The sequence below is a fragment of the Rhizobium sp. AG855 genome (assembly GCF_003610655.1).
Taxonomy (GTDB): domain Bacteria; phylum Pseudomonadota; class Alphaproteobacteria; order Rhizobiales; family Rhizobiaceae; genus Allorhizobium; species Allorhizobium wuzhouense.
Genome location: NZ_RAQG01000003.1, coordinates 254,951 through 279,611, shown reverse-complemented (window position 1 = coordinate 279,611; position 24,661 = coordinate 254,951). Strand labels below are relative to the sequence as shown.

Annotated in this window: 24 protein-coding genes; 12 read left to right on the top strand and 12 right to left on the bottom strand. The window is 61.8% G+C overall.

Annotation, left to right across the window (positions count from 1 at the left end; translation table 11 throughout):
• The first annotated feature begins 170 nt into the window (after positions 1-170).
• Positions 171-2,183, top strand: a complete 2,013-nt coding sequence (locus tag DFO46_RS01310; RefSeq protein ID WP_245408932.1) for an EAL domain-containing protein — start codon at positions 171-173, stop codon at positions 2,181-2,183.
• 3 nt (positions 2,184-2,186) lie between these two features.
• Here the strand turns inward: DFO46_RS01310 and DFO46_RS01305 are convergent, their stop codons facing one another.
• The 7 genes from DFO46_RS01305 to DFO46_RS01275 are packed head-to-tail and all read right to left on the bottom strand — an operon-like array spanning position 2,187 to position 9,721.
• Positions 2,187-2,933 (bottom strand): copper homeostasis protein CutC, encoded by a 747-nt coding sequence (locus tag DFO46_RS01305; protein ID WP_245422489.1) that lies wholly within the window; start codon positions 2,931-2,933, stop codon positions 2,187-2,189.
• A gap of 13 nt (positions 2,934-2,946) precedes the next feature.
• Positions 2,947-4,158 (bottom strand): MFS transporter, encoded by a 1,212-nt coding sequence (locus DFO46_RS01300; protein ID WP_120276068.1) that lies wholly within the window; start codon positions 4,156-4,158, stop codon positions 2,947-2,949.
• Positions 4,159-4,218: 60 nt separating this feature from the next.
• A complete protein-coding gene (locus DFO46_RS01295; protein WP_120276067.1) occupies positions 4,219-5,658 on the bottom strand; it encodes a M81 family metallopeptidase in 1,440 nt (479 codons plus the stop codon).
• Positions 5,659-5,670: 12 nt separating this feature from the next.
• On the bottom strand, positions 5,671-7,602 hold the full coding sequence (locus tag DFO46_RS01290) for a family 20 glycosylhydrolase (RefSeq protein ID WP_120276066.1): 1,932 nt from the start codon (positions 7,600-7,602) through the stop codon (positions 5,671-5,673).
• A gap of 26 nt (positions 7,603-7,628) precedes the next feature.
• Entirely contained in the window at positions 7,629-8,405 is a 777-nt protein-coding gene (locus DFO46_RS01285; RefSeq protein ID WP_120278094.1) for an SDR family oxidoreductase, read from the bottom strand.
• 46 nt (positions 8,406-8,451) lie between these two features.
• Positions 8,452-9,318 carry a MurR/RpiR family transcriptional regulator gene (locus DFO46_RS01280; protein ID WP_110792523.1) on the bottom strand — a complete coding sequence of 289 codons (867 nt, stop codon included), beginning with the start codon at positions 9,316-9,318 and terminating at the stop codon, positions 8,452-8,454.
• A gap of 16 nt (positions 9,319-9,334) precedes the next feature.
• On the bottom strand, positions 9,335-9,721 hold the full coding sequence (locus DFO46_RS01275) for a RidA family protein (protein WP_110792522.1): 387 nt from the start codon (positions 9,719-9,721) through the stop codon (positions 9,335-9,337).
• A gap of 112 nt (positions 9,722-9,833) precedes the next feature.
• On the opposite strand from DFO46_RS01275, the gene DFO46_RS01270 reads away from it, so the two are divergent.
• The 6 genes from DFO46_RS01270 to DFO46_RS01245 all read left to right on the top strand — a co-directional run bounded on the left by DFO46_RS01270 (position 9,834) and on the right by DFO46_RS01245 (position 14,214).
• Positions 9,834-10,325 carry a hypothetical protein gene (locus DFO46_RS01270; protein WP_120276065.1) on the top strand — a complete coding sequence of 164 codons (492 nt, stop codon included), beginning with the start codon at positions 9,834-9,836 and terminating at the stop codon, positions 10,323-10,325.
• Positions 10,326-10,360: 35 nt separating this feature from the next.
• Positions 10,361-11,842 (top strand): M81 family metallopeptidase, encoded by a 1,482-nt coding sequence (locus DFO46_RS01265; RefSeq protein ID WP_120276064.1) that lies wholly within the window; start codon positions 10,361-10,363, stop codon positions 11,840-11,842.
• The gene (locus DFO46_RS01260) at positions 11,842-12,942 is read left to right on the top strand and encodes a D-TA family PLP-dependent enzyme (RefSeq protein WP_120276063.1); all 1,101 of its coding nucleotides are present in this window, start codon (positions 11,842-11,844) and stop codon (positions 12,940-12,942) included. Before DFO46_RS01265 ends, DFO46_RS01260 begins: the two co-directional genes overlap by 1 nt.
• A 159-nt stretch (positions 12,943-13,101) precedes the next feature.
• Positions 13,102-13,350, top strand: coding sequence for a type II toxin-antitoxin system VapB family antitoxin (locus DFO46_RS01255; protein ID WP_110792518.1), 249 nt, complete (start codon positions 13,102-13,104; stop codon positions 13,348-13,350).
• A complete protein-coding gene (locus tag DFO46_RS01250) occupies positions 13,347-13,736 on the top strand; it encodes a type II toxin-antitoxin system VapC family toxin (protein ID WP_120276062.1) in 390 nt (129 codons plus the stop codon). The genes DFO46_RS01255 and DFO46_RS01250 overlap by 4 nt, the downstream gene beginning before the upstream one ends.
• Before the next feature lie 43 nt (positions 13,737-13,779).
• Positions 13,780-14,214: a GFA family protein gene (locus DFO46_RS01245; protein WP_120276061.1), complete on the top strand. Its 435-nt coding sequence runs from the start codon at positions 13,780-13,782 to the stop codon at positions 14,212-14,214.
• 73 nt (positions 14,215-14,287) lie between these two features.
• On the opposite strand, the gene ugpC is transcribed toward DFO46_RS01245, so the two are convergent.
• From ugpC to DFO46_RS01220, 5 genes are all read right to left on the bottom strand, one after another.
• A complete protein-coding gene (ugpC, locus tag DFO46_RS01240) occupies positions 14,288-15,418 on the bottom strand; it encodes a sn-glycerol-3-phosphate ABC transporter ATP-binding protein UgpC (protein WP_120276060.1) in 1,131 nt (376 codons plus the stop codon).
• Between the two features lie 102 nt (positions 15,419-15,520).
• Positions 15,521-16,741, bottom strand: coding sequence for an extracellular solute-binding protein (locus DFO46_RS01235; RefSeq protein ID WP_120276059.1), 1,221 nt, complete (start codon positions 16,739-16,741; stop codon positions 15,521-15,523).
• Between the two features lie 60 nt (positions 16,742-16,801).
• On the bottom strand, positions 16,802-17,662 hold the full coding sequence (locus DFO46_RS01230) for a carbohydrate ABC transporter permease (RefSeq protein WP_120276058.1): 861 nt from the start codon (positions 17,660-17,662) through the stop codon (positions 16,802-16,804).
• Positions 17,659-18,543, bottom strand: coding sequence for a sugar ABC transporter permease (locus tag DFO46_RS01225; protein ID WP_110792512.1), 885 nt, complete (start codon positions 18,541-18,543; stop codon positions 17,659-17,661). The genes DFO46_RS01230 and DFO46_RS01225 overlap by 4 nt, the downstream gene beginning before the upstream one ends.
• Positions 18,544-18,555: 12 nt before the next feature.
• Positions 18,556-19,737 carry a Gfo/Idh/MocA family oxidoreductase gene (locus DFO46_RS01220; protein ID WP_120276057.1) on the bottom strand — a complete coding sequence of 394 codons (1,182 nt, stop codon included), beginning with the start codon at positions 19,735-19,737 and terminating at the stop codon, positions 18,556-18,558.
• 476 nt (positions 19,738-20,213) lie between these two features.
• On the opposite strand from DFO46_RS01220, the gene DFO46_RS01215 reads away from it, so the two are divergent.
• From DFO46_RS01215 to DFO46_RS01195, 5 genes are read left to right on the top strand one after another with little or no spacing between them, the layout of a single operon-like run.
• Positions 20,214-20,981, top strand: coding sequence for a GntR family transcriptional regulator (locus DFO46_RS01215; RefSeq protein WP_110792510.1), 768 nt, complete (start codon positions 20,214-20,216; stop codon positions 20,979-20,981).
• A gap of 40 nt (positions 20,982-21,021) precedes the next feature.
• Positions 21,022-22,044 carry an SIS domain-containing protein gene (locus DFO46_RS01210; protein ID WP_120276056.1) on the top strand — a complete coding sequence of 341 codons (1,023 nt, stop codon included), beginning with the start codon at positions 21,022-21,024 and terminating at the stop codon, positions 22,042-22,044.
• A complete protein-coding gene (nagA, locus tag DFO46_RS01205; protein WP_120276055.1) occupies positions 22,041-23,225 on the top strand; it encodes an N-acetylglucosamine-6-phosphate deacetylase in 1,185 nt (394 codons plus the stop codon). The genes DFO46_RS01210 and nagA overlap by 4 nt, the downstream gene beginning before the upstream one ends.
• A complete protein-coding gene (locus DFO46_RS01200) occupies positions 23,222-24,157 on the top strand; it encodes an ROK family protein (protein WP_110792507.1) in 936 nt (311 codons plus the stop codon). The genes nagA and DFO46_RS01200 overlap by 4 nt, the downstream gene beginning before the upstream one ends.
• A 1-nt stretch (position 24,158) precedes the next feature.
• Positions 24,159-24,659 (top strand): GNAT family N-acetyltransferase, encoded by a 501-nt coding sequence (locus tag DFO46_RS01195; protein ID WP_110792506.1) that lies wholly within the window; start codon positions 24,159-24,161, stop codon positions 24,657-24,659.
• Positions 24,660-24,661: the final 2 nt, after the last annotated feature.

Here is a 24,661-nt window from a genome sequence, read left to right as displayed (position 1 = left end):
CGAAATCTCCCGTCGTTTCGGCCCCTGATATCGGCGTCCGCCGCCAATCGCAACGCTCCTGTGACATCGGCCAAATTTCTCGGTGCAATTTTATGGTCGACGCTTTCCGCAATTTTAACGGAGTCTCATATAGAACGAACGCTGGGGGAGCGATGATGAAAGCGGACCGCGTGGATAAAATTCGGACGACGCACCATTTCCGGACACGCCTGGGACAGTGGTTTGAGCTGCTTAAAGTCCCGAACGGCAATCCGGCTCTGACCGCTGCCCAGTTCGAAGCCTTCTCGAAGCAGGTTCCACTTCTCTACTTCATTCTTGCGACAAACATGATCTCGCTCGCCTGGACGCACCAGGGCACGGCACCGGATTATCTCGTCATCTATCTGCCATCCTTCTTCATCGCACTCTTCGTCTTGCGCTCGCTGATCTGGCTGCGTGGTCGCAAACGTCAGCGCACAGCGGAACAGGCTTATCGCCAACTGAAGGCGACCAATCTCCTCTCCTTGCCAATTGCGGTCTTCTGCACCGGATGGTCGCTCTCTCTTCTGCCTTATGGCGATGCCTATCAGCAGGCCCATGTCGCCTTCTTCATGGCAATCACCGTCATCGGCTGTATCTTCTGTCTGATGCATCTGCGATCGGCCGCGCTGATCGTCACGGTCACCGTCAACCTTCCCTTCTTCGTGGTGATGTGTCTGAGCGGTCACCCCACCTTCATCGCCACCGGTGTGAACGTGATCTTGGTCACCATGGCGATGATCATGATTCTGGTCTCGCATTACCGGGATTTTCGCCAGCTGCATGAATCGCGCAATGTGCTGATGCTGCAGCAGCAGGCTCTGCAAGAGCAGAACAAGGCCATGCAGGTTCTCTCGGATGAAAACCTGCGCCTCGCCAACCTCGACAGCCTCACCCAGCTCGCCAACCGTCGAAGCTTCTTCGCCATGCTGGAAACGGCCTTTGCCCGGGAAAGCAGCACCGATGGCAAGCTGGCTGTCGGCGTCATCGACCTGGACGGGTTCAAGCCGGTCAATGATCTCTATGGCCATTCGGCAGGCGACAAGGTGCTGATCGAGATCAGCAACCGTCTCTCCACGATTACTGATCCCCGTTTGTCGGTCTATCGGCTTGGCGGCGACGAATTCGGCCTCCTGCTGCAGGGGGACGTAACGGAGGACAGCGCCAACGCGCTGGGCGCGAAGGTCTGCGAACTGATCGCCGAGCGGATCAACATTGGCAGCGGCATGGTCCAGGTCACCGGCTCGGTTGGCTTCGCCATCTATCCCGATGTCGGTGAAACGGGACAGGAGATCTACGAGCTCGCGGATTACGCACTCTATACCGCCAAACGCCATCATCGTGCCGGAACGGTCATCTTCAACGCTGTCCAGGCGAACGAATTGAACCGCCAGAAGGTGGTCGAGGAAGCAATGGTGGCGGCCGATCTCGACAAGGAACTGTCTCTGGTCTTCCAGCCGATCACCTGTGTCGACCGTCGCATCTGCATCGGCTTTGAGGCGCTTGCACGCTGGCAAAGCCCGCGGATCGGCCAGGTCTCTCCGGCGGAATTCATTCCCGTGGCAGAACACAATGGCCGCATCACGCTCATCACCCGCATGCTTCTGGCGCGGGCGCTGAAGACGGCAACGCTTTGGCCTGATGATATCTATCTCTCCTTCAACCTGTCGCCGCACGACCTGACGTCGCCGGAGAACATTCTGAAAATTGTGGCGATCGTGCTGAAGAGTGGCTTCGATCCGCGCCGCATCAATTTCGAGATCACCGAAACCGCCGTCATGCACGACTTCGAGCAGGCCAGCGCCTCGATCCAGATGCTGCGGGAACTGGGTGCCGGCATTTCGCTCGACGACTTCGGCACGGGCTATTCCAGCTTGAACCACGTGCACAAGCTGCCGCTCACCAAGATCAAGATCGACGGCAGCTTCGTCCGCAACATCCACACCCGCAAGGCGAGCTTCAACATCGTCAAGTCTGTTCTGGCCATGTGCGCCGAGATGGAGCTGGAGGCGATCGTCGAGGGTGTCGAGACCGAAGAGGAGCTGCACATCCTCGAAAATCTCGGCGTTCGCGCGGTGCAGGGTTATTACTTCGGCAAGCCGATGACAGCGGACGACACCCTCAAGCGGCTTGCCCTGCAGGACACCAAGGCCCTCGCCTCCTGAGCCTCAGTCCGGTGTTGCGAGCATGCGGGACTTCAGAGCCCGCACGGTTTCCGCATCTGTACGGCGCGTGTTTTGCGCTGAAAAGCCGAGTTCGGCCAACCGCCGCTCACTCGGCCCCTCCTGGCTGCAGGACGCATGCAGCTCACGAATTCCGGGAAGGGCGAGAAACAATGCAGCATTGTCCGGTCGCACCCCCCCGCCGGGCATGATGGAGATACGGCCGGAACCACGCTGCGCGAGCCGCGCAAGGGTGCTGATCCCTTCTTCCGCATGGCGAGCGCCCCCCGACGTCAGGATCCGGGAGAAGCGGAACTCGATGGCGAGATCGAGCGCGGCATCGATATCCTCGACGACATCGATGGCCCGGTGCAGGGTGAGATCAAGCCCTTGCGCCGCCTTGACCAGTCGCGCGATCACAAGGGGATTCAAAGCGCCCTTAGAATTGGTGGCCCCGATCACCACGCCGGCAAGGCCGGCTTCACGAGCAGCGGCGATATCCGCTTCCATCAATGAGACTTCCGTCTCGGAATAGGTGAAGCCGCCGGCGCGGGGCCGTATCAGCGCATTGACGGGAACAGGCGCTTGCGCTGCGATCGCCATGAAGCCACGCGAGGGCGTGAGGCCGCCCGAGCCGAGTGCAGAACAGAGTTCGATGCGATCGGCGCCGCCGGCAATCGCCGCATCCAGCCCCGCGACGTCATCGACGCAGACTTCGAGCAGCGGCTTACCGAAATACCCCTCAGACGTCACGATCCGCGATCCCTCAACCTTGTGCCTTTGCCACTGGCCTACCATCGAGCAGCCACAACAGACAAACACCCGTAAAGCCTGCGATGGAGGCGATGATCGCCGTTCCCGCATAGTCGCTGATGCTGGTGCCGAGCGCAAACATTAGCGACGCCATGCCTCCGCTTAAGAAGATGTTGACCGCGATCAGCGAACTGCCGAGGCCGGCCCGGTCGGAGATCAGGTTCTGCAGATAGGTGATCGGGATCGCGATGATGCCGGCCGCCCCCAAACCTGACACCAGCGTCAGAAGATAGACATCCATCGGCCGGTCGGCGAGGCCGAGAAAGACCAGATAGCTGCAATAGATCAGCGCGGCCGCGACCATGGCAAAGAGGATCGAGGTCCGCCCCTCGACCCATCCCCAGAACAGGATGAAGATGATTTCGAGGAAGGCGACGATACCGACGATCACGCCCACGTCGGCGGGCGTCCCGCCGGCCTTGCCGGTGACGATCAAGGGCAGCACGGTGCCATTGGCATGCAGCATCGCCGAGATCAGCGAAACAGCGAAAAGCCGCGGCAAGACGCTGGCGGAACCGATCTGTCGGATCGAGCGGAAGAAGGAATAATGCTGCCGTTCGCCCTCCGGCTTCGGGGCATTCCGTTCCAGGCCGAACACAAACAGCAGAAGGCAGACCAGGCAGGCGAGGCTTGCCAGCAGAAAGGCTGGAAGCATGCTCGGCTGCCCCGCCAGAAGCGCACCGACAATGCCGGGGACCAGCACCCAGGACGCCGACAGGACGGCCCGGACAGCGGAATTCACGGCCATCAATTCGCGAACCGCCATGCCGACGGAAACGGTGCGGATGTTGGCGAAGACCAGCGAATTGATGGTTCCGAAGACCGGGATCAGCGTGAGTGTGGCGATCGCAAACATCACCGGCGTCGGCACCAGATAGACCAGTCCGAATCCGCACACGCCGAAGATGGCCGCAAGGATCATCGGCGAGCGAAAATGCCCCAGCCGATCCGCGACAATGCCGGCGGTCACGCTGGCGCTGACATTGACCACCGCCGCCAGAAAGCTCAGCACCGAATAGACGGCATCCGAAAGCCCGAGTTCTCGGATGCCGATCAGCGACATGTAGGGAGACGTCGCGGCGCCAGAGAAGCCGAAGAAGAAGATCGCGGCCGCGCTGACCCGGATCGGCTTGTGGCGATAGACCACCGAAAAGGACGACAACATGAGAGGAACAATCGGGTTGGGGTTCGCGCCGCCCGAGGGAGCGGCGCGCTATTCAGACAATCAAGGGAATCGCTTCGAAAAAAACGTCTTCGCCGTATAGCTGAAATCCTTGATGAAGGGATAGCTGGGCTGGTGGCGGCGACGGCTCGGCAGGTTCTCGATATCCTGGTTGATCACGCCGTCGGTCAGCGCCATCAGGTTCGGGTTGGCGATCGGCGCGAGTTCAGGCGAGAGGTAACCCGATTTCACCACCAGCAGCCGCACCTTGGTCGGATCGAGCCCGAGGCGGGTGAAATCCGCGATATTGTGATAGGGCCGGCGCCGCGCCGCGAGCACCAGCGTGATGCCACCGACCTTGACGACCGCCTGCTGCTCGCCGGACGAACCCGGATCATCGAGGAAGATGACATCGGCCTCGACTTCGACGGAGGGGCTAGCCGGATCGAGCGAACCACCGACCTTGAGCGAGACCCGCGTGCCCGCACCGGCTGCAAAGCAGCGTTCGACGGCCGGACGATCGGTGATGCCGGCAATCAGCACGTCGTCGATCGACCGCGCCAGAAGCGCCTTCAGCACGTCGGCGCGATCTCCGACGCCACCGCCGGTCGGGTTGTCGCCGGAATCGGCGAGAATGATCGGTCGGGTCTCGGTGCGCTCGGCGATCTCAAGCATCTCGGGCAGCGGGCCTGTGACGGGACCGAAACGGAAGTCCTCGCGGGCATCCCAATAGGACTGGGCGATTGCTGCGGTCACCTTCTCTGCCGCAGCCTTGTCCACGGCCGTGACGACGGCACAGGCCGTGGCGCGCGGCTCGTCAGCCCAGACATAGCCCACCATGAGATTGGCATCCCAGATCCCTGCAACCGCATCGTGCTCCGGCAGCTTCAGATAGAGGCTCCTGGCCGGTTCGTCCTCGGTCGAGGTCCGCTCGCCGGGCAGAAGCACCGGCACCGGCGCCCAGGCAACCCCCGGCTTCGCGCCCGTAGTCAGTGCCCGCACCAGCATCGACCAGGCCCGAACCATGGTCTCGCGCACATCGATATGCGGCGCCGTGCGATACCCCGCGAAGATATCCAGCTGATCGACGATCGTCTGCGTGACATTGCCGTGCAGGTCATAGCTCGCCGCCACCGGCACATCGGGCCCGACGATGGCGCGGGCCGCCGAAATCCAGTCGCCCTCGGCATCATCCATGCCCTCGACATTCATCGCGCCATGCATGGCGAGATAGAGACCGTCGATCGGCAATGCTGCCTGAAGCCGTTCAAGAAATTCCGCCTTGAAAGCCTCATAGGTCGCACGCGACACCGGACCACCCGGAACCGCCCGGGCATGCAAAAGCGGAAGATGCTCGACCGCCTCGTCAGCGAGGAAGTCGAAATACTCATGCGCCAGCAGGTCTGGCCCGCGCAGCACGCGAAAGTCCTCGGGTTGCATCAGGACAGGCGACGAAGTGGAGCATTCGGTATGGATGCCACCGACGGCAATGCGGAAGGTCATGGGGTTGATACCTCAGTAGCGGGGGCTCAGGCGGACAATGGCGGCAAAACGCAGCCAGTCCTTGTTGTCCTTCGGTGTCCAGGCGGCCTCGGCAATGGCCGGCAAGCGCGGGAAGACAAGATGGTTGAAGTAGTCGCGGGTGAGGAAATGCTCCGACCAGATGCACGCTTGGACACCCCGCATGCGCGGCGCAAGTTCTGCCGGGAACTCGGCGACCGCCTCATAGGTGTAGGTATGTTTGGGCGGCACGGTCCCGGCCCAGCTGCCACCCGGCTCCTGGAAGGACTCGTCCTGCACCATGTCGAGATAATAGGCCTGTCCCGGTGTCATCACGACGTCGTAGCCCTGACGCGCTAGGTCCAGCCCGACTTCCGGCTTCTGCCAGGCCATCAGCAACGTGCCGTCGGGATCGACGCCGCCGCCATGGCTGACCTCGTCCCAACCGGCGAGCTTGCGGCCACGCTCGGCGAGCATCTTCTGGATGCGCTTCATGAAATAGCTCTGCAGCCCGAAGGTGCCCTCGATGCCTTCCTGCTCCATCAGTTTGCGCGCGAGCGGCGACGCCATCCAGGTGTTGGCAGCCACCTCGTCACCGCCGATATGGATGAGGCTGGAGGGGAAGAGCTCCACCATCTCGTCGAAGACCTTGCCCAGCACCTCGTAGGTGTATTCGATCGCAGGATTCAGCGCGTTGTTGGGATAGCCCTGGACAGAACGATAGCTGTCCGGCGCTTCCTGACCGTCGACAAGCTCCGGCAATGCGACGAGCATGGCCGTGCTGTGGCCGGGAATGTCGATCTCGGGAACGACTTCGACCTGAAGGGCAGCGGCATGGGCGACGATATCGCGAACCTCGTCCTGGGCGTAGAAGCCGCCAACCGGCTCCGCTCCATTGCCGAGCTGCGGCAGCAGCGGCTCGTCCGGCCCGCGCAGGACACCAATGGTGGTGAGCTGCGGGAAAGCCCTGATCTCCAGGCGCCAGGCTTCGTCATCGGACAGATGCCAGTGGAACGTGTTCATCCGGAACCAGGCGAGGATATCGATCAGCCGCTTGACGTCAGAGACCGGGTAGAACTGGCGCGACACATCGAGATGGCAGCCGCGCCAGTCGTAGCGTGGCTGGTCCGCAATGGAGCCGGAGACCGGGAACCGGAACGTGCCTGGCTGGGTCCGGGCGCCATGCAGCATCTGGGCAAGCAGCGTCAGCGCATATTGCAGGCCGGCGACATCACCATAGGCGAGCGTGATGCCATCGGCGGCAAAGGCCAACTGATAGGCAGACGCGCCGAGGCTGTCATCCGCGCGGAAGGAAATCGACCGGCCCTGATGGACAGGTGCCAGCGACAGCGGCGCATGACCAACGGCAAACAGACGGCAGAAGAGACGCAGCACGTTTTCGACGGCGCGCAGCTCGACGAGCGAAGCACCGCCGGCAGGATAGAGCGCGACCGGAAAACCTTCACCAGCCACAAGCTCGGCAGAAGCCGGCCAAGGCAGCATGGCGAAGGGTTGGGTGACATGCCCCTCGGGCAACAGCGGCGGCGGGGGCGCGCTGTTGCCACCGCCCAGCATCAGGTCCGCTACGGCGACGGCCGCATGCTGCCCCGTGGGAAGTGTCAGATAGGCGGACTTCGCCCCGTCCGTCCGGTGCTTGGCTGCGCGCCAGAGACCACCAACCCGGAAGGTCCAGGCGGCACCGGGCTCGAGCACGAAACCGGCCGGCGGCGCAAACTGGTGGAAGTTGGCGTTGCGTTTGAGGAAGACGGCGTTTTCGACGATCGGCTCCTGCGTGTCTTTCACGCGCGTGAGCGATGTGTAGGCCAGCTTGAAATCGACAAGCGCCACATCGGAAAGATTGACGAGCGTGAAGACGAAGGCGCCGCAGTCGTCACCCTCCACAGGATGCCACGCGTTTTCGAGGCGGAACTGAACGGCTGTTGCCATGGGGAATGCTCCTGGCGTTACAAGGATCAATAATGGTCGGACTGGGAGAACGTGCGCGCGAGCTCGGCCTGGCCGGCGGTCAGCCCGCAATCGACCGGAAGACAAACGCCGGTGATCGCGGCCGCCTGGTCGCTCGCAAGGAAGTAGACGGCATTGGCAACATCCTCGGCCGTCGCGATCCGCCGCAAGGCATACCAGCGCTTCGCCTCTTCGAAGACTTGCGGATTGGCAGCGGCACGCGCCTCCCAGGCCTGCGTTCGCACGGTGCCGGGCGCAACCGCATTCGAGCGGATGCCGAACTTGCCGTATTCGACCGCGATCAGCTTGGTCAGATGAATGAGACCGGCCTTGGCGGCGCTATAGGCCGGATGGCCGAAGACGGCCATGCCATTGACCGAGGAGATGTTGACGAGCGCGCCCTGGCTCACTTTGAGCGCGGCCTCGAAAGCGCGGAAACACAGGAACGGCGCCTCGAGATTGAGCGCATTGTCCTTGCGCCAGATCTCGCCATCGGTATCGCCAAGACTGACGGCCCGCGCCGCACCCGCATTGTTGACGAGTGTCTTCACCAGACCCAGGTCCGCGACGCGCGCGGCGGTGCGAGCGAGGTCGGCCTCGCTCGTCACATCACAGGCCATCGCAACGAAATGCTCGACCGGCCCGAGGCCAGACGCGACCTCCGCGGCGGCGTTTCCGTCCAGATCGAGCAGCACGACGACATCGTGATTATCGGCGAGCCGCTTTGCGATCGCCCGCCCGATATCTCCGGCCGCCCCCGTCACAACCGCGACCGACGACTTCACGACAGGGCTCCTGTCAAACAGGTGGGGCAGGCGATCGGCATGAAGGTCAGTCTCCGAGAAGTTGCCGGTCGTCTCCGCCATCGCGATGCTCGACCAGCTGTTGCTTGATATGGCGCAGCGTCACCAGCGACTGCTTGCGATTGCGATAGGCGACGAGGCTGGCAATGGCATCGACGACCGCCAGATAGGCAAAGCGCGTCGAGGTCGGCCGGAAGATGTTGTCGCCTTCCGGCAGATCGATGCCGATCACCAGTTCGGCCGCCTGAGCGACGATACTGTCGCTCTGCGTCAGGGCGATCGTGGTGATGCCGTTCTCGCGGGCGAGCGCGAAACACTTGACCAGTTCCGCATTGCGCCCGGAAAAAGAAGAGCCGATCAGCACATCGTTCGACCGCGCCGCCGCCGTCAACATCAGCTGCATGGCATGGTCGTTGGAGGCTGTGACCCGTGATCCCAGCCGGAAGAGCCGGTTCTGGATCTCGCTTGCGATCATCGAGGAATTGCCACCCGAGCCGAAGGCATAGACCATCTCGGCACGCGACAGCCGGTCGGCCACCTTGTCGAGAATGTCGGCATCGAGCGACCGATGCAGCATGAAAAGCGCATTCTGCGCCTTCGTGATCACGTCGGTTGCGACATCAGCCGGATCGGTGCTTTTCGTTTCCGGATTGAGATAACGCACCCCGACATAAGCCGTGCGGGCGAGATTGACCTTGAAATCGGCAAAACTGTTGCAGCCGAGCCGCCGGCAAAAACGCGTCACCGTCGGCGGCGACACCTCGGCCCTCTCCGCAAGTTCGATGATCGAGGCATTGACCGCGAAATCGAAGGAGTTGACCAAGATATCCGCGATGCGTTGTTCCGAGGCAGAAAACTGCCCCGCCTCATCCTGTATGCGCGCGAAGATATCCAATGCCGTTATCCCTCAGCTATTTCGAGGGTTTGTAAGCTATGCAGTCAATCTCGACCTTGCAATCGACCATCATCGAGGCCTGCACGCAGGCACGTGCCGGCGGGTGTTCACCGAAATACTGCTGGTAGATCTTGTTGAAGGTCCAGAAATCGCGGGGATCGTCGAGCCACACGCCGCAGCGCACCACATGCTCGACGCCGTATCCGGCCTCGTCGAGAATGGCGAGGACATTGGCGATGGTCTTGTGGGTCTGTTCGATGATGCCGCCCGGGATGATCTCTCCGTCTTCCATTGCGACCTGGCCCGAGACATGCAGCCAGCCATCGGCCTCGACCGCCCGCGCAAACGGCAGCCTCTGGCCGCCCGCTCCCGCCTTTTCCGCACCGTAACGCTTGATCGTCATCAGGCCCTCTTATGCAAATTATTTTCGTCAATCGTTGACAAACCACCACAGAAAACGGATTTTGACCAGACAAAATCGGAATTCATGAAAAGAATTTAAAGGCAGGGATGAAATGCGCGATCCTTTTCTCAATCCATTCCCGACATCCGACACCGCCCGCCACGCGATCTGGGAGATGCTGGTACCGCGCGACATCGATGCTTTTCTCGCGGCAGACTGGAGCATGGTGGCAGGCGATTTCGTGGAGGAAGGCTTCATCGGCATCAGCGGCAATCGCGACCCGAACCCCGACAACTGGCGCCTTGCCTTCCCCAATCTTGCCGCCTATCGCGACGAATGGCTGAACCAGGCCAAGGACTTCGCCGCAGGAACCTATGGCGAAGACCCGCGCACGGCGATTTTTACCACGACCACCCTGGAAGAGATTGAAATCTCCGGTGAGACGGCGCTCGTGCGCAAGAAGTTCGACGGCGGCATCAAGAAGGCGGACGGCACGCTGGATGTCATGCGCTGGCAGACACTCTATTATTGCCGCCTGCACGAGGGGCACTGGAAAATCTCCGGCTTTACCGGCTATCTGCCCAATCCGATGGGCACGCTGTAAAGGCTGCCACGTCCATCCCACCCGGAGGTCGACCCTTGCGCATCTTCACTGCAGCGCTTGCAACGGAAACCAACACCTTTTCCCCGATCTGCATTGACCGGCGCGCCTTCGAGGAATCGCTCTACGCCGCCCCCGGACAGCACCCGGCAACCCCGACTCTCTGCACCGCGCCGATCACCGTGGGCCGCAAGGTCTGTGCCCAGAAGGGTTGGACGCTGATCGAGGGAACCGCGACATGGGCGGATCCGGCAGGTCTGGTCAACCGCCAGACCTATGAGGGACTGCGCGACGAGATCCTCGATCAGTTGAAGGCCGCCATGCCGGTCGATGCGGTCGCGCTCGGTCTGCATGGCGCCATGGTCGCTGACGGCTATATGGATCCTGAAGGCGATCTGCTGACACGTATCCGGGACATCATCGGCCCCGACATCCTGCTCTGCGCCGAACTCGATCCGCACAGCCACCTGACCGCAAAGCGGGTTGCCGCCGCAGATTTCTTCGTTGTCTTCAAGGAATTCCCGCACACCGACTTCGTTGACCGTGCCGAAGATCTCTGGCGCATTGCCGTCGACACGCTGGAGGGCCGCGTCAAGCCGGTCATGTCGGTGTTCGACTGCCGGATGATCGACGTCTTCCCGACATCGCGCGAGCCGATGCGCAGCTTTGTTGACAGGCTTATGGCCATCGAAGCGGCAGAAGCCGATGTCCTTTCTCTCTCCGTCATCCATGGATTCATGGCCGGCGATGTTCCGGAAATGGGGACGAAAACCATCGCCGTGACCGACGGCAACAAAGCCAAGGGCGAGGCACTTGCCCGGGAACTGGGGCTTGAGCTGTTCTCCAAGCGCGGCACCTTCATGATGCCGCAGATCGATGAGAAGTCCGCGCTCGATCAGGCGCTCGCCATCAAGAAAGGTCCGGTCGTCATCGCCGACATGTGGGACAATCCCGGTGGCGGCACGGCGGGCGATGCGACCGTCATCCTCGAGGAAATGCTGGCGCGTCGTGTTACAAACGCGGCAGTCGGCATGATCTGGGACCCGATCGCCGTGCAGATCTGCATGGCAGCCGGCGAAGGCGCCGAGATCCCGCTGCGCTTCGGCGCGAAATCGGCGCCCGGCACAGGCAACCCGGTCGACGGGCTGGTGAAGGTGATGAAGGTGGTGCCCGCCGCCGAGATGCGCTTCGGCGACAGCATCGCCCCCTTCGGCGATGCCGCCCATATCCAGTTCGCCGGCATCGACATCGTGCTGTCGAGCGTGCGCGTGCAGAGCTATGACCCCTCGCTCTTCACCGCGCTCGGCATCGACCCGACCACGAAACATATGCTGGTCATCAAGTCGACCAACCACTTCTACGCGGCCTTTTCCAAGATCGCCTCCGAGATCCTTTACTGCGCGGCCGGCTCGCCCTATCCCAACAATCCGGCCAAGACGGCCTACCGCCACGTGCGTCGCGACATCTGGCCGATCATGGCCGATCCGCATGGCGCGCCTGAAGACAGCGAGGCTGCCTGATGACCTATCCCCTTCCCGCCCCGCGCCCGCAGGTCGGCCAGCCCATCCGGGACCTCTCCACGCCCCTGCCGCTGATCGACGAGACGAAGCTCGAGGCCAACATCGCCCGTGTCCAGTCCTATATGGACGGACACGGCATCGCCTTTCGCCCGCACATCAAGACGCACAAGATCCCGGCCATCGCTGCCCGGCAGGTTGCGACCGGTGCCAAAGGCATCAACTGCCAGAAGATCACGGAAGCCGAAGTTTTCGCCGATGCCGGCTTCGAAGACCTGCTGATCACATTCAACATTCTCGGCAGCGAAAAGCACAAGCGCCTCGTCGACCTGAATACGCGCATATCGGGCCTGAAGGTCGTGGCCGACAGCGAAATCACCGTTCGCGGTCTCTCCTGCGCCTTTTCGCAATCGCGCCCGCTGACCGTTCTCGTCGAATGCGACACGGGTGGCGGACGCTGCGGCGTGCAGTCTCCGGAAGCGGCCATCGCGCTTGCCGAGATGATTGCGGCAGCCCCAGGGCTGACCTTCGGGGGCATCCTGACCTATCCCAAGGCCGGCAGCGAAGACGCTGTCGAAGCCTTCTTTGCAGCAACGATCGCGGGCCTCTCCGCCCGTGGCATCCCCTGCCCGATCGTCTCGAACGGTGGCACCCCGAGCCTTTTTTCGGCCCACAAGGTGACCACGGCGACCGAACATCGCGCCGGCACCTATGTCTATAACGACCGCGCCATGGCACGCTCGGGCCACTGCAGCCTCGATGACTGCGCCATGCACATCCTGGCCACCGTCGTGTCTCGGCCAACCCCGGACCGGGCCATTCTCGATGCCGGTTCCAAGGCACTCACCTCCGACCTCCTCGGCTTTTCCGACTACGGGATGATCGTCGACTATCCGGAAGCGGTCATCAGCGGGCTCTCGGAAGAACACGGCACGGTAGATCTGTCGAAGGTGAGCGGACGTCGCCCTGAGATCGGCGACAAGGTCCGGATCATCCCGAACCACACCTGCGTCGTCTCCAACCTCTTCGACATCATGACCTTCCACCGCGACGGGTTCGTCACCCGCGTGGAAGAGGTCGCGGCCCGTGGGCTGGTCTGGTAGTAACTCGGCGCAAAATCTCCTGAGGCGGAGCCGTCAGGCGCCCTGTGCAAGTTCTCTCGCCGAGGAATCTGCAGCCGCCACGTCGACGCTTTGAAACAGCCAGGAAGTCGACTAGAATGGTAGAACTCTCGCCACCTTGGTAGAATGGAGTGATGCGCCATGAGTCTCAACATAAAGGATCCCGAAGCGCATCGCCTCGCTCAGGCGATCGCCGCAGCCACCGGGCAGAGCATGAGCCGTGTTGTCACCGATGCTCTTCGCGAGCGCTACGCGCAAATTGAGAAGCAGAAAGGCAAGGCTTCCATCGACGAGCTTTTGACGATCGCGAACCGGGCCGCAGCGCACCTCAAGCAGCCTTACGCCGATCACGCCGATCTGCTCTATGACGCAGATGGCCTGCCGAAATGATCGTGGACACATCGGCCATGGTCGCGATTTTCTATGGCGAACCGGAGGCTACCGATTTCACGCAACGGATCCACGGCGCGGCAACAACGCGGATGAGCGTGGCAAACTATCTCGAACTATCCATGGTGATTGAAAAGCAGCTCGGGCCCAACGGAACGCGGCAGGTCGATACCTTCATCCGCCGTGCAGCAATCATCATCGAGCCGGTAACCGTCGAGCAGGGCAATCTCGCCCGGCAGGCATTTCTCGATTTCGGCAAGGGCCGGCACAAAGCCGGCTTGAATTTCGGCGACTGCTTCGCCTACGCTCTTGCCAAGGATCTGGACGAACTGCTGCTGTTCAAGGGTAAAGATTTCGCGGCGACGGACATTCGCTCGGCAGCATAGTGCTCCCACAGCGAGATCCTTTGTCTCGATATGGGAGACAATCATGACTGAGCACCAGCAGTTGCAGGGATTGCGGCGGCTGCGCGGCGGCTGCATGTGCGGCGCCGTCACATACACGGTGGCGGACCGGTTCCTCTACGCGCTCAACTGCCACTGCTCGAAATGCCGCCGAACGACCGGCGCGGCCTTCAAGCCGATTGCCGGCGTCGCGGTAGAGGATTTCGAGGTGACGGAGGGACGGGAAAGCCTCTTCCGCCATGGCGATCCCGACGGCATCCACGACATGCATTGCCGAACCTGCGGCTCGCTCGTCTATTCCTGGATTGCGGAGAAGGGCACGGTTAAAGTGCATGTGCCGATGGGGACCTTGATCGATCCGCCGTCGATGAAACCTTCTATGCACATTTTCGTCGGCTCGAAAGCGCCCTGGTACGACATCCTCGACGATCTCCCGCAATTCGACGGTTTCCCGGATTAACGCCGCCCCCATCCGCCCACAAAAAAGGTCCGCCCGAAGGGCGGACCAGGCGTGGCCTTGGCCGGGAGGAGACTTATTCGGCAGCGGTGACCGATGCCGGGAGGTCGAGCGTGCGCCAGTCGATCCGACGCTCAAGCGCCTGGCCGTCAGCGTCGAAAAGGTGGCAATCCGCCGCCATGATGCCTGTCGTCATCGGCTGTTCTGCTCTGACCGGCGCCGAGCCCGGCAGAAGCGCGCAATAGGGTTCGCCATTGGGAAGCGCCGCATAGGCGATCGTGTTGATGCCAAGCCGCTCGATGACGGCGGGCGTGACCATGATATTGATGTCGCCATCGCTGAGGCGCGTATGCTCGGGGCGAATGCCGAGTGTCAGGGGCTTTCCGATGAGATCGGAACGGCCATCGACCGGGATCAGTGCCGTCTGGCCCTCGTAAGAAATGGTCACGCCATTCGCCTCGACACCGACGCAGGTCACCGGCACGAAATTCATCTTGGGATTGCCGATGAAGCCCGCAACGAAGGTGTTCTGCGGCTTGTGATAGAGTTCGAGCGGAGCCCCCACCTGGGCGATATGGCCGGCATTCAACACCACGATCCGGTCAGCCATGGTCATGGCTTCGATCTGGTCATGGGTCACATAGATCATCGTCGCCTGCAGGTCGCGGTGCAGCTTGGTCAGTTCGATGCGCATGTCGGCGCGAAGGGCCGCATCAAGGTTCGACAGCGGCTCGTCGAACAGGAAAATCTTCGGCTCGCGCACGATGGCACGACCGATTGCAACGCGCTGGCGCTGGCCGCCCGACAACATGCCGGGGCGCTGCTGAAGGCGCTGCTCGAGCTGCAGGATCTTGGCAACCGCGCCGACCTTCTGCCGGATGGTCTCTTCGGGAAGCTTCTCGACACGCAGCGGGAACGCGATGTTCTCGAAGACGGACATATGCGGATAGAGCGCATAGGACTGGAAGACCATGGCGATGCCGCGCTCGACCGGCGGCTTGTCGTTGACCCGCTCACCGTCAATGACGAGGTCGCCGTCGGTGGTGTCATCAAGACCCGCGATCATCCTCAAAAGCGTGGACTTGCCACAGCCCGAGGGGCCGACAAAGACGACGAACTCGCCGTCATTCACCTCGAGGTTGACCCCCTTGATCACCTCGAAATGTCCGAACGACTTTCGCACCTTGTTGAGAAATAGCTGACCCACGACTTCTGTCCCCGCGTGCCGGCCAACAACTGGACCGGCAAGTTCATCATCAATCGAAAACCGCGGGCCGAAACCGGCCCGCGGAGCCTCGGTTTGCCGAGATTATTTGTACTGCTCGAGTTCGCCAGCAGCCTTCTTCAGGGCATCGGCCGGTTCGGCCTTGCCGGTGACAACCGACTGGACCATTTCGATCATGACGTTCTGGAAGCCCTTGTAGTCGGTGAAGAGCGGCTCGGGTCCACCAAAGGCGATGCCGTCGATAAACGGCTTCCACGACGGGTCTGCCTTGACGAACTCGTCGACAACCGGGCCCGGACGAAGCGGGGTGAGGCCGGCGCCTCCCTGCAGTTCGTATTCGTGCTGGATGTCGGTCGAGGTGATGTACTTGGCGAATTCGGTTGCCTTTTCCTCGACGCCCGAACCCTTGAACACGGCCAGGCTGTCGGTGATCAGCAGCGTGCCTTCACCCTTGGCGGATGGGCCGAGCGGCAGAGCGGCGACACCCCAGTTGATCTTGGTTTCCTTCAGACGGGCAGCAGCGCCCGAGCCGGCCTGGATCATGCCGACCTTGCCGTCGAGGAAGATGGCGCGGATTTCGTTCTGCTCATAGGCAGTCGCACCTTCGACGGAGTAAGGCGTGATGTCCTTGTAGGCCTGCAGGGCTGCCAGCACTTCCGGGCTGTCGATGACGATCTTGTCGCCGTCGATGACCTTGCCATTGTTGGTGTAAACCCAATGCATGAACTGGTGCATGGTGTTGTCGAAGGTCTTGGCCGGCAGGCCGTAACCGGCAGTGCCAGTCTTTTCCTTGATCTGCTTGGCGAAGGCGATTTCTTCAGCCCAGGTCTTCGGCGGGGTTTCCGGGTCGAGGCCGGCAGCCTTGAACAGGTCCTTGTTCCAGTAGAGCGCCTTGGTCGAAAACGCGATCGGAACGCCCCACTGCGTGTCCTCGAAGGTCACGGTGTCGACGATGTTCGGATAGTAGGAAGCCTTTTCCTCATCCGTCATCGGAACCGGAACGATCAGGTCGTTCTGGGCGAATTCCTTCAGCGTGCGCGAACCGACATAGGCCATGGCAACAGGTGTGCCGGCGACGGCGAGCGTCGTTGCCTTGTCCTGGCACTGTTCCCAACCGACGACTTCGGGCGTGACCTTCCAGCCTTCGTTCTTGCCTTCCCATTCCTTGATGTACTTCTCATGGATCGGGTCGATCTTGTCACCGCAATAGATCCAGGAGATCTCCTGGTCGGCAGCCAGCGTGGTGAGTGCCGAGCTGGCCAGCAGGACAAACGATCCTGCAAGCATGGTCAGTTTTTTCGTCATCGGTAATTCCCCTTTGTTGACAGGTTGAAGCGTCCGGTTGGCCCGAATTTTATTGGCAGCTCATTTGATCGCCCCGGCGGTCAGGCCGCTGACGAGGTAGCGCTGCAGGAAGAAGATCACGATCATCGCCGGTGCAATGCCGACGAAGCTTGCGGCCATCAACTCGTTCCAGATGACTTCCTGCCGGCCGAAATAGGCGAACAACCCGATCGGCAACGGCATGTATTCCGTCTTGGAGTTGAAGGTGAGCGCGAAGATGAATTGCTGGGCATAGGCGCCGATGAAGGTCGTGATGGCGACCACGGCAATGCCCGGCGTGGCGAGCGGCAGGACCACGCGCCGGAAAGTGTAGAAATAGCCAGCGCCATCGACATAGGCCGCCTCTTCCAGCTCGCGCGGAATGCGCATCATATAGGTACGGAGCAGCCAGATCGCCGTCGGGATGAGGAAGGCCACACCCGGAACGATCATGGCGAAATAGGTATTGAGCACGCCGAACGAGCGCATCAGGCGGAAGAGCGGGATGAGCAAAACGGCGCCGGAGAACATATTGACGGCAAGGAAGGCGCCAAGCAGCTGGCCGCTGCCCTTGAATTCGAAACGGGCGAACGCATAGGCTGCCGGCACAACCAGGATCAGGACGATGACGGTGGCGACCGTCGAGATGAAGAACGAGTTGAAGATGTAGCGCGCAAAACCCGGAACGCTGTCCCACATGGTGACATAGGCGTCGAACGATCCGTTCTCCGGCCAGAAGCGATAAGGCGATGAGAAGAGCTGACTGAGCGGCTTCAGGGAGACCAGGAAGCCTTCGACGAAAGGTGCCAGAACAAAGGTGAGAAACACCGCGATCCCGGCATAGATACCGACGAGTTCATACCACTTGTAGCGGTTGATCAGGGCTGTCTTGTCGTAGCTCATCGGGCTGGCTCCTGAGAAAGACGGCTCGTGACGCGGAAATAGGCGACGCAGAAGATCGACAGGAAGATACAGATCAGCACCGCGCGGGCAGCGCCTTCGCCGTATTTCTTTGAGCCGATCGCCGTATGATAGGTGTCGATGATCATCGTGGTGGTTTCACCGCTCGGGCCACCGCGCGTCAGAATCCAGATGATATCGAAGGAATTGAAGGTCGAAATCAGCGAAATCATCGACATCGTGATCATCGCCGGCAGGATCATCGGCAAGGTGATGCGACGGAAGCGGTAGGCGCGGCCGGCACCATCGGTCCAGGCGGCCTCGTAAAGATCCTGCGGGATCGCCTGCATGGCAGCCATCATGTAGAGCGTCACCATGGGCACGCCGATCCACACATCGGTGAAGACCGTCGCCCAGAAAGCAGTCGATCCGTAGGCGAGGAAGGCAACGGGGCCATCGACCACGCCCATGCGCTGCAGAACGCCGGAAATCATGCCGAACTGGCCGTTATACATCCAGCCCCACATGAAGATGCCAATCGCCATCGGCACAATCCATGGCGGCATGGTCAGGATGCGGAAGAGGGTCCGGCCCGGGACCGCCGAGTTCAGCATGGCCGCCCCGAACGTCCCGATGATCATCTTGATCGACACCGAGAAGAAGGTCCAGATGAAGGTGCGGACGATGACGGTGCCGAAAGTGTCGTTGAAGATCTTCTCGTAGTTGACCCAGCCGACCCAGTTGGTCGTCTTCTTCAGCGACGCATCGGTGAAGGAGAGAATGAAGGTATCGACCAACGGGTAGGCGACGATGACAGTGATATAGAGAAGGGCCGGCGCAATCAGCAGCCAGGCAAACAGGATAGCGCTACGGCGAGCTTGCATCCGACCGCTCCCTTAAGCCGACCGGGCGCGCATGGCACCTGGCGCACCATGCAGGCAAGTATCGAACTTCTCCCAGACAGGCTGGAGATCGACGACCTTGCGGCCGAAACGGGCATCGTCCATGGCGAGCGCCAGGATGCCGGCTTCCAGCGCATCGATCGCCGAAACGGGCTGCTTGGCACCCGTCTGAACAAAGGCGATCACGTCTTCGGCCATCTGCTCGTCGGCACCGTAGTGGTGGGAATGCACAGACGGTGCCTGATAGGTATTGGCGACGACCTTCTCATTGGTGCGGGCATCATGCACATCCATGAAACCGCGGACGAAATCGCCCTCCGCCATGCCCTTCGAGCCGATCACGCAGAAACGGCGGAATTCGTCGGGCACATTGAGATTGGTGTGGAAGGTCATCGACACGCCGTTCTCGTATTCGACGATCGCAGTCTGGTAATCGACGATATCGCCATCGCTGTCGAACACCTTGTCGGAGCCCTCCCAGCCGCTCGGCTTGCGGTGATAGACTTCCATATCGTTGATACCGGAGTTTTGCGGGGCATTGGCCGGGACAAAGCTCTTGCGGCCACCGAAACTGGCAACGAAACGCGGCCGTGCACCGACCAGACCGTTGTAGAGATCGAGGTCGTGGCAGCACTTTTCCAGCATGAAGCCGCCGGCATAGCGGCCATAACGGCGCCAGTCGCGCATGAAGAAAGCGCCGTGATACGGCTGGATATGTTCGGAAGCCTCGATCGAGACGACTTCACCGAGACGACCCTCGTCCTGCGCCTTGCGCAGGTCGCGGTAGAGTGGCGAATAGCGCAGGACGAGACCAACCAGCAGCCGGTCATGGCCATAGGTGTGGAGCAGCGAGGCAAGCGCATAGCTCTCCTCGACGCTGGTCACGATCGGCTTTTCCGTGAACACCGTGAGGCCGGCCTCGAGCCCGAGACGGATATGATCGAGATGCATGTGATTGGGCGAACCGATCATCAGCAGGTCGAAACCGCCAGCGGCAACCAGGGCTTCAGGTGTTTCATAGGCTGCGCCGGCGGAAATGCCGTTTTCGGTCAAGGTCGCCATTCCGGCAGGCGCAGGATCCACATAACCGACGATCTCGAAGCTCGGATCGAGCTCCCGGAACACCCGACCCAGATATCCGAGACGGAATCCGAGTCCGATTATGGCGACCTTCATGGCAATTCCCCTGCTTCCGTAATTATTTTTCGCAGACTGCGTCAAAAAACCAATATCGTCAACAGATCGCGCAAAATTACGCTTCACTGTGAAAATGATTTTCAGACCAGTACAAAAATAGACGATGATGCTGCGCCAAGCCTCCCCCGCTCCATCCGCCCGCTGACGGAAGGGATGACGAGAGAACGATGGCGGCGCCCCATCAATCCATTCGTTAATTTACAATACCAAACAAAGTCCAATCGTAAAGCCAATTTCGCCAAAATCGGCCAAAATCCTGCAAACACTTGGCATTTCTGCAGAAATTCGAAAATTCAGCCGGCTTCCGTCGCAATTTTCAAAACCATTTGCGAAATAGGTTTTGAGTTGGTATTGTTTTTGAGAAGGATCACGGGACACACCATGCCAAACGACATCTGCGCATCCGGCCTCAGACGCCGCCTGCCCACCGGCAATCGCCAGGATGGACGCTTGGCATGAATGCAGCACTTCCCTTGAGTGAACTTCAGTCCATGCGCGGCGGCCCACTCTATGTGAAGCTCCGCATGATGATCGAGCATGCCGTGGCCTCCGGACGCCTCAAGCACGGAGATGCCTTGCCGGCCGAGCGAGATATTGCAGAGGCGGCCGACATCAGCCGGGTGACGGTGCGCAAGGCCATCGACGAACTGGTGAGCGAAGGTCTGCTGGTGCGCCGGCGCGGCTCGGGCACCTTTGTCGTCAAGCCCGTTCAGCGCATGCAGCAGCCGCTCAGCCAGTTGACCTCCTTCACCGAGGACATGCGCCGCCGCGGCATGGTGGCCGGTTCCCGCTGGCTGGGTCGTGGTCTGTTCTATCCGACGGCCGAGGAAACCATGATGCTGGGTCTGGCAGGCGGCGCCCGCGTGGCCCGTCTTGACCGCCTGCGCACCGCCAACGACATGCCGATTGCGCTCGAACGCACCAGCCTGCCGGACGACCTGCTGCCCGATCCCGGCAAGATCGAGGATTCACTCTATCTCTGCCTGCTGGATGCGGGCATCCGGCCTGTCCGCGCCAATCAACGGATCTCCGCCGTCCTGCTGAAGGACGAAGAGACCAGGCTGCTCGGTGTGCCACCGGGATCTGCCGCCCTGTCGGTGCAGCGTATCGCCTATCTGGAAAGCGGGCGCGTCATGGAAATGTCGACCGCCCTTTATCGCAGCGACGCCTATGACCTCGTCGCCGAACTCGGCATCGGCTCGCCGATGAAGCAACCGACCTGATCCCCGAGACACCACACGCCAAATAACCGAAAGCAAAGACATGACGACGAAAATGCGAGAGGAGATCAACGAGATTCCGGCAGCCGCCGCTCGCCTCCTCGACACCTCCGCCTCGATCATCGCGCATTGCGCCAAGGGGCTGCGCGAAAAGGATCCCTCCGTCGTCGTCACCATCGCGCGCGGCTCTTCGGACCACGCAGCATTCTTCCTGAAATACGCCATCGAGCTACAGTTGGGCCTGCCCGTCGCCTCTCTCGGCCCTTCGCTCGCCTCGATCTATGAGCGTCCGATGAAGCTCGGCAATGCGGCGGCCTTCGCCGTCTCGCAGTCGGGGGCAAGCCCCGATATCGTCGCCATGGCAAAGGGCGCGCGCGACGGCGGCGCGACGACCATCAGCCTCGTCAACACCCTCCCCTCGCCGCTGGCCGATGCCGCAACCCACGCGATCGACATCATGGCAGGCCCGGAAATTGCGGTCGCCGCGACCAAATCTTTCGTCAATTCGATCGTCGCAGGCCTTGCGATCATTGCGGCCTGGACTGAGGACAAAGACCTGGAGGGCGCCGTAGCCTCGCTTCCCGACCATCTCGACAAGGCACTCGCACTCGACTGGAGCCCGCTTCTTCAGCCACTCTCGACAGCGGATTCGCTCTATATGCTGGGCCGAGGCCCCGCCCTTGCGATCGCTGCCGAGGCCGCCCTCAAATGCAAGGAAACCTGCGAGCTGCATGCCGAGGCCTATTCCTCGGCGGAAGTTTTGCACGGCCCTGTTTCCATCGTCGGGCGGGACTTTCCGGTGGTCGCGTTTGCCGCCCGCGACAAGGCGGAAGCCTCGATCGTACAGACCGTCTCGAAACTCTCGGCCGGCAATGCCGCCTGCTACATCACGTCAGGACTTGGTGAGGGCGGCCATCGTCTGCCCTTCGTCGCAACCGGTCATCCGATCACAGATGCGCTCGCGCTGATCGTGCCCTATTATGGCTTCATCGAATCCCTGTCGCGCGCCCGGGGTTTCAACCCGGACAAGCCCGTCGCGCTGAAAAAGGTAACCGAGACTCAATGACATCAGCCTTTGCCGTCACCGCAAGCCGCATCTTTGACGGCAAACGCATGCATGCCGATGCAGCCCTCGTGGTGGAGGGCGAGAAGATCCGCGCAATCGTCTCCCAGGCGGATGTGCCGGCCGGCATGCCGCGCTCCGGCCCGCCCGCTGCCCTGATCGCGCCCGGCTTCATCGATTTGCAGGTGAATGGCGGCGGCGGCGCGCTGTTCAACAACGATCCGACCGAAGCCGGCATTCGCACCATCTGCGAGGCCCATGCCCGCTATGGCACCACAGCCCTGATGGTCACCTTCATCACCGACCGTCCGGAACTCAAGCGGACGGCGATTGCATCAGGCAAAGAGGCCGCCGCCCACGCGCTGCCCGGCTATCTCGGCCTGCATCTCGAAGGCCCGCATCTCTCGGTGGCGCGCAAGGGCACCCATGACCCGGCCCTCATCCGCCCGATGACCGAGGCCGATCTCGCTTATCTCGAAAGCGTGGCCGGGAGCTATGGCCTTGCCATGATCACGATTGCCCCGGAAAGCGTGACGCCCGAGCAGGTGAAGCGTCTCACAGACGCCGGCTACCGCGTCAGCCTTGGGCACACCGATACCCCGTGTGCCGGCGTCGCGCCTTATGTCGAAGCAGGCGCCGTCATGGTCACCCATCTGTTCAATGCCATGAGCCAGCTCGGCAATCGTGAGCCGGGCCTCGTCGGCGCAGCACTCTCCTCACCGGCCCTGCATTGCGGCCTGATCGCCGACGGCTATCATGTCGATCCGGTCAGCATGCATATCGCGCTCGCCGCCAAGCAGGGGCCGGCCCACATCTTCCTGGTAACCGACGCCATGTCGACCATCGGCACAAACGAGACCGGCTTCGACCTCAACGGCCGGGCCGTCTATCGCCGCGATGGTCGATTGACATTGGCCGATGGCACCCTCGCCGGCGCCGATATCGACATGCTGTCGTGCATTCGGTTCGTCCACGAAAATCTCGGCCTGCCACTCGAGGAGGCGTTGCGCATGGCCACAGTCTATCCGGCCGAAGCAATTGGTGCCGGCGACAGGGGAGCGCTGGAGCCCGGCAAACGGGCCGATTTCGTCCTGCTCGACGGGGATCTCGACCTCTCGTCCACCTGGATTGGCGGAACCTGCGTCTACGATACCGCGAGCCGTCGGGACAGGGCCACCGCATGATCGTCTGCTTCGACATCGGCGGCACCGCGATCAAGGGCGCGGTCGCCTATTCCCCCGATGACATCCGCCCCTTCCCGCGCCAGCCGACGCCGCTCCATGATTTCGATGCCTTCGTGGCGACCCTCTCGACCGTCATCACGGAAGCGGAAGCACAGGCCGGCAAGCGCCCGGACTGTGTTGCGCTGTCGATTGCTGGCGTGATCGATCCGGACACGTCAAACGCAGTCGTGGCCAATATCCCTTGCGTCCATGGCCGGCCTCTGCAGGCAGACCTCGAGCGCGCTCTGGGACTTCCCGTCGTGGTGGCCAATGACGCCGACTGTTTCGTCTTGGCTGAAGCCGGCATTGGGGCTGCACGCGGCCACCGGGTTGTCTTCGGCATCATCCTCGGCACCGGCGTCGGCGGGGGCCTCGTGATTGACGGCAAACTAATCAACAGCAATGGCGGCTTCGCCGGCGAATGGGGCCACGGCCCCGTCCAGGCCAATGAAGCCGGGACACCGCCGGTCCGGATTCCCCGTTTTAAGTGTGGCTGCGGCCAGGTCGGCTGCATCGACGCGATCTGCAGTGCGCGCGGCCTGGAGAAGCTGCACCGCGAACTGCATGGCGAAACGCGCACAAGCGAGGACATTCTCGCCGATTGGCAGAGCGGTGACAGACCTGCGGCCCGCACCATCGACGTCTATGTCGATATCTTGACCGATGCCCTGTCCATGGTGGTCAACGTGACCGGCACGACCATCCTGCCCGTCGGTGGCGGGCTGTCCAACGTGCCGGCCCTCATCTCGGCGATCGATGTGGCGCTCAGACGCCGCATATTGCGCAAGTTCGCCCATCCGATCGTGGTGCCCGCGACCTGCCGGGTCGAGCCCGGTCTGATTGGCGCTGCCATCCTCGGCCTAGGCTTTGCGGCTGAGCATCAGGAGATCTGACATGGCCTCCGATATGCTGGTGAAGCTCTATGACCTGGCCCAGGACGCGGCGCTCGACAAACGCATGGCCGATCAAGGCATTACCCTGCGCCGCGCATTGGTGCCGGAACGCAGCGCCATATGCGATTGGATCCGCCCCCGCTTCGGCGAGGGATGGGTCGATGAGGCAACAGCCGCCATCCTGCGCCAGCCGGTCACCTGCTGGATTGCCCATGACCACGAAATGCTCCTCGGTTTTGCCTGCCACGATGCCACGATGAAAGGCTTCTTCGGCCCGACGGGCGTGGATGAGACCGCGCGCGGCAAGGGGATCGGTCATGCGCTTTTGTTGCGAACCCTGCTCGACATGCGCGACCAGGGCTATGGCTATGCCATTATCGGCGGTGCCGGTCCGGTGGACTTCTACCAGCGCAGTGTTGGAGCGATCCCGATCGAGGGGTCCTCACCCGGCATCTATCGCGGCATGCTGCCCACGGCTTCGCCATCCGGCATGTCGGACTAAGG

Excerpts from the sequence above, each read along its gene's own strand:
- DFO46_RS01235 (WP_120276059.1), bottom strand. The coding sequence starts at position 16,741 with ATGACGAAAAAACTGACCATGCTTGCAGGATCGTTTGTCCTGCTGGCC.
- nagA (WP_120276055.1), top strand. The coding sequence starts at position 22,041 with ATGACATCAGCCTTTGCCGTCACCGCAAGCCGCATCTTTGACGGCAAA.
- DFO46_RS01215 (WP_110792510.1), top strand. The coding sequence starts at position 20,214 with ATGAATGCAGCACTTCCCTTGAGTGAACTTCAGTCCATGCGCGGCGGC.
- DFO46_RS01210 (WP_120276056.1), top strand. The coding sequence starts at position 21,022 with ATGACGACGAAAATGCGAGAGGAGATCAACGAGATTCCGGCAGCCGCC.
- DFO46_RS01195 (WP_110792506.1), top strand. The coding sequence starts at position 24,159 with ATGGCCTCCGATATGCTGGTGAAGCTCTATGACCTGGCCCAGGACGCG.
- DFO46_RS01275 (WP_110792522.1), bottom strand. The coding sequence starts at position 9,721 with ATGACGATCAAGCGTTACGGTGCGGAAAAGGCGGGAGCGGGCGGCCAG.
- DFO46_RS01260 (WP_120276063.1), top strand. The coding sequence starts at position 11,842 with ATGACCTATCCCCTTCCCGCCCCGCGCCCGCAGGTCGGCCAGCCCATC.
- DFO46_RS01300 (WP_120276068.1), bottom strand. The coding sequence starts at position 4,158 with ATGTTGTCGTCCTTTTCGGTGGTCTATCGCCACAAGCCGATCCGGGTC.
- DFO46_RS01270 (WP_120276065.1), top strand. The coding sequence starts at position 9,834 with ATGCGCGATCCTTTTCTCAATCCATTCCCGACATCCGACACCGCCCGC.
- DFO46_RS01295 (WP_120276067.1), bottom strand. The coding sequence starts at position 5,658 with ATGACCTTCCGCATTGCCGTCGGTGGCATCCATACCGAATGCTCCACT.
- DFO46_RS01230 (WP_120276058.1), bottom strand. The coding sequence starts at position 17,662 with ATGAGCTACGACAAGACAGCCCTGATCAACCGCTACAAGTGGTATGAA.
- DFO46_RS01290 (WP_120276066.1), bottom strand. The coding sequence starts at position 7,602 with ATGGCAACAGCCGTTCAGTTCCGCCTCGAAAACGCGTGGCATCCTGTG.
- DFO46_RS01225 (WP_110792512.1), bottom strand. The coding sequence starts at position 18,543 with ATGCAAGCTCGCCGTAGCGCTATCCTGTTTGCCTGGCTGCTGATTGCG.
- DFO46_RS01255 (WP_110792518.1), top strand. The coding sequence starts at position 13,102 with ATGAGTCTCAACATAAAGGATCCCGAAGCGCATCGCCTCGCTCAGGCG.
- DFO46_RS01200 (WP_110792507.1), top strand. The coding sequence starts at position 23,222 with ATGATCGTCTGCTTCGACATCGGCGGCACCGCGATCAAGGGCGCGGTC.
- DFO46_RS01250 (WP_120276062.1), top strand. The coding sequence starts at position 13,347 with ATGATCGTGGACACATCGGCCATGGTCGCGATTTTCTATGGCGAACCG.
- DFO46_RS01220 (WP_120276057.1), bottom strand. The coding sequence starts at position 19,737 with ATGAAGGTCGCCATAATCGGACTCGGATTCCGTCTCGGATATCTGGGT.
- DFO46_RS01245 (WP_120276061.1), top strand. The coding sequence starts at position 13,780 with ATGACTGAGCACCAGCAGTTGCAGGGATTGCGGCGGCTGCGCGGCGGC.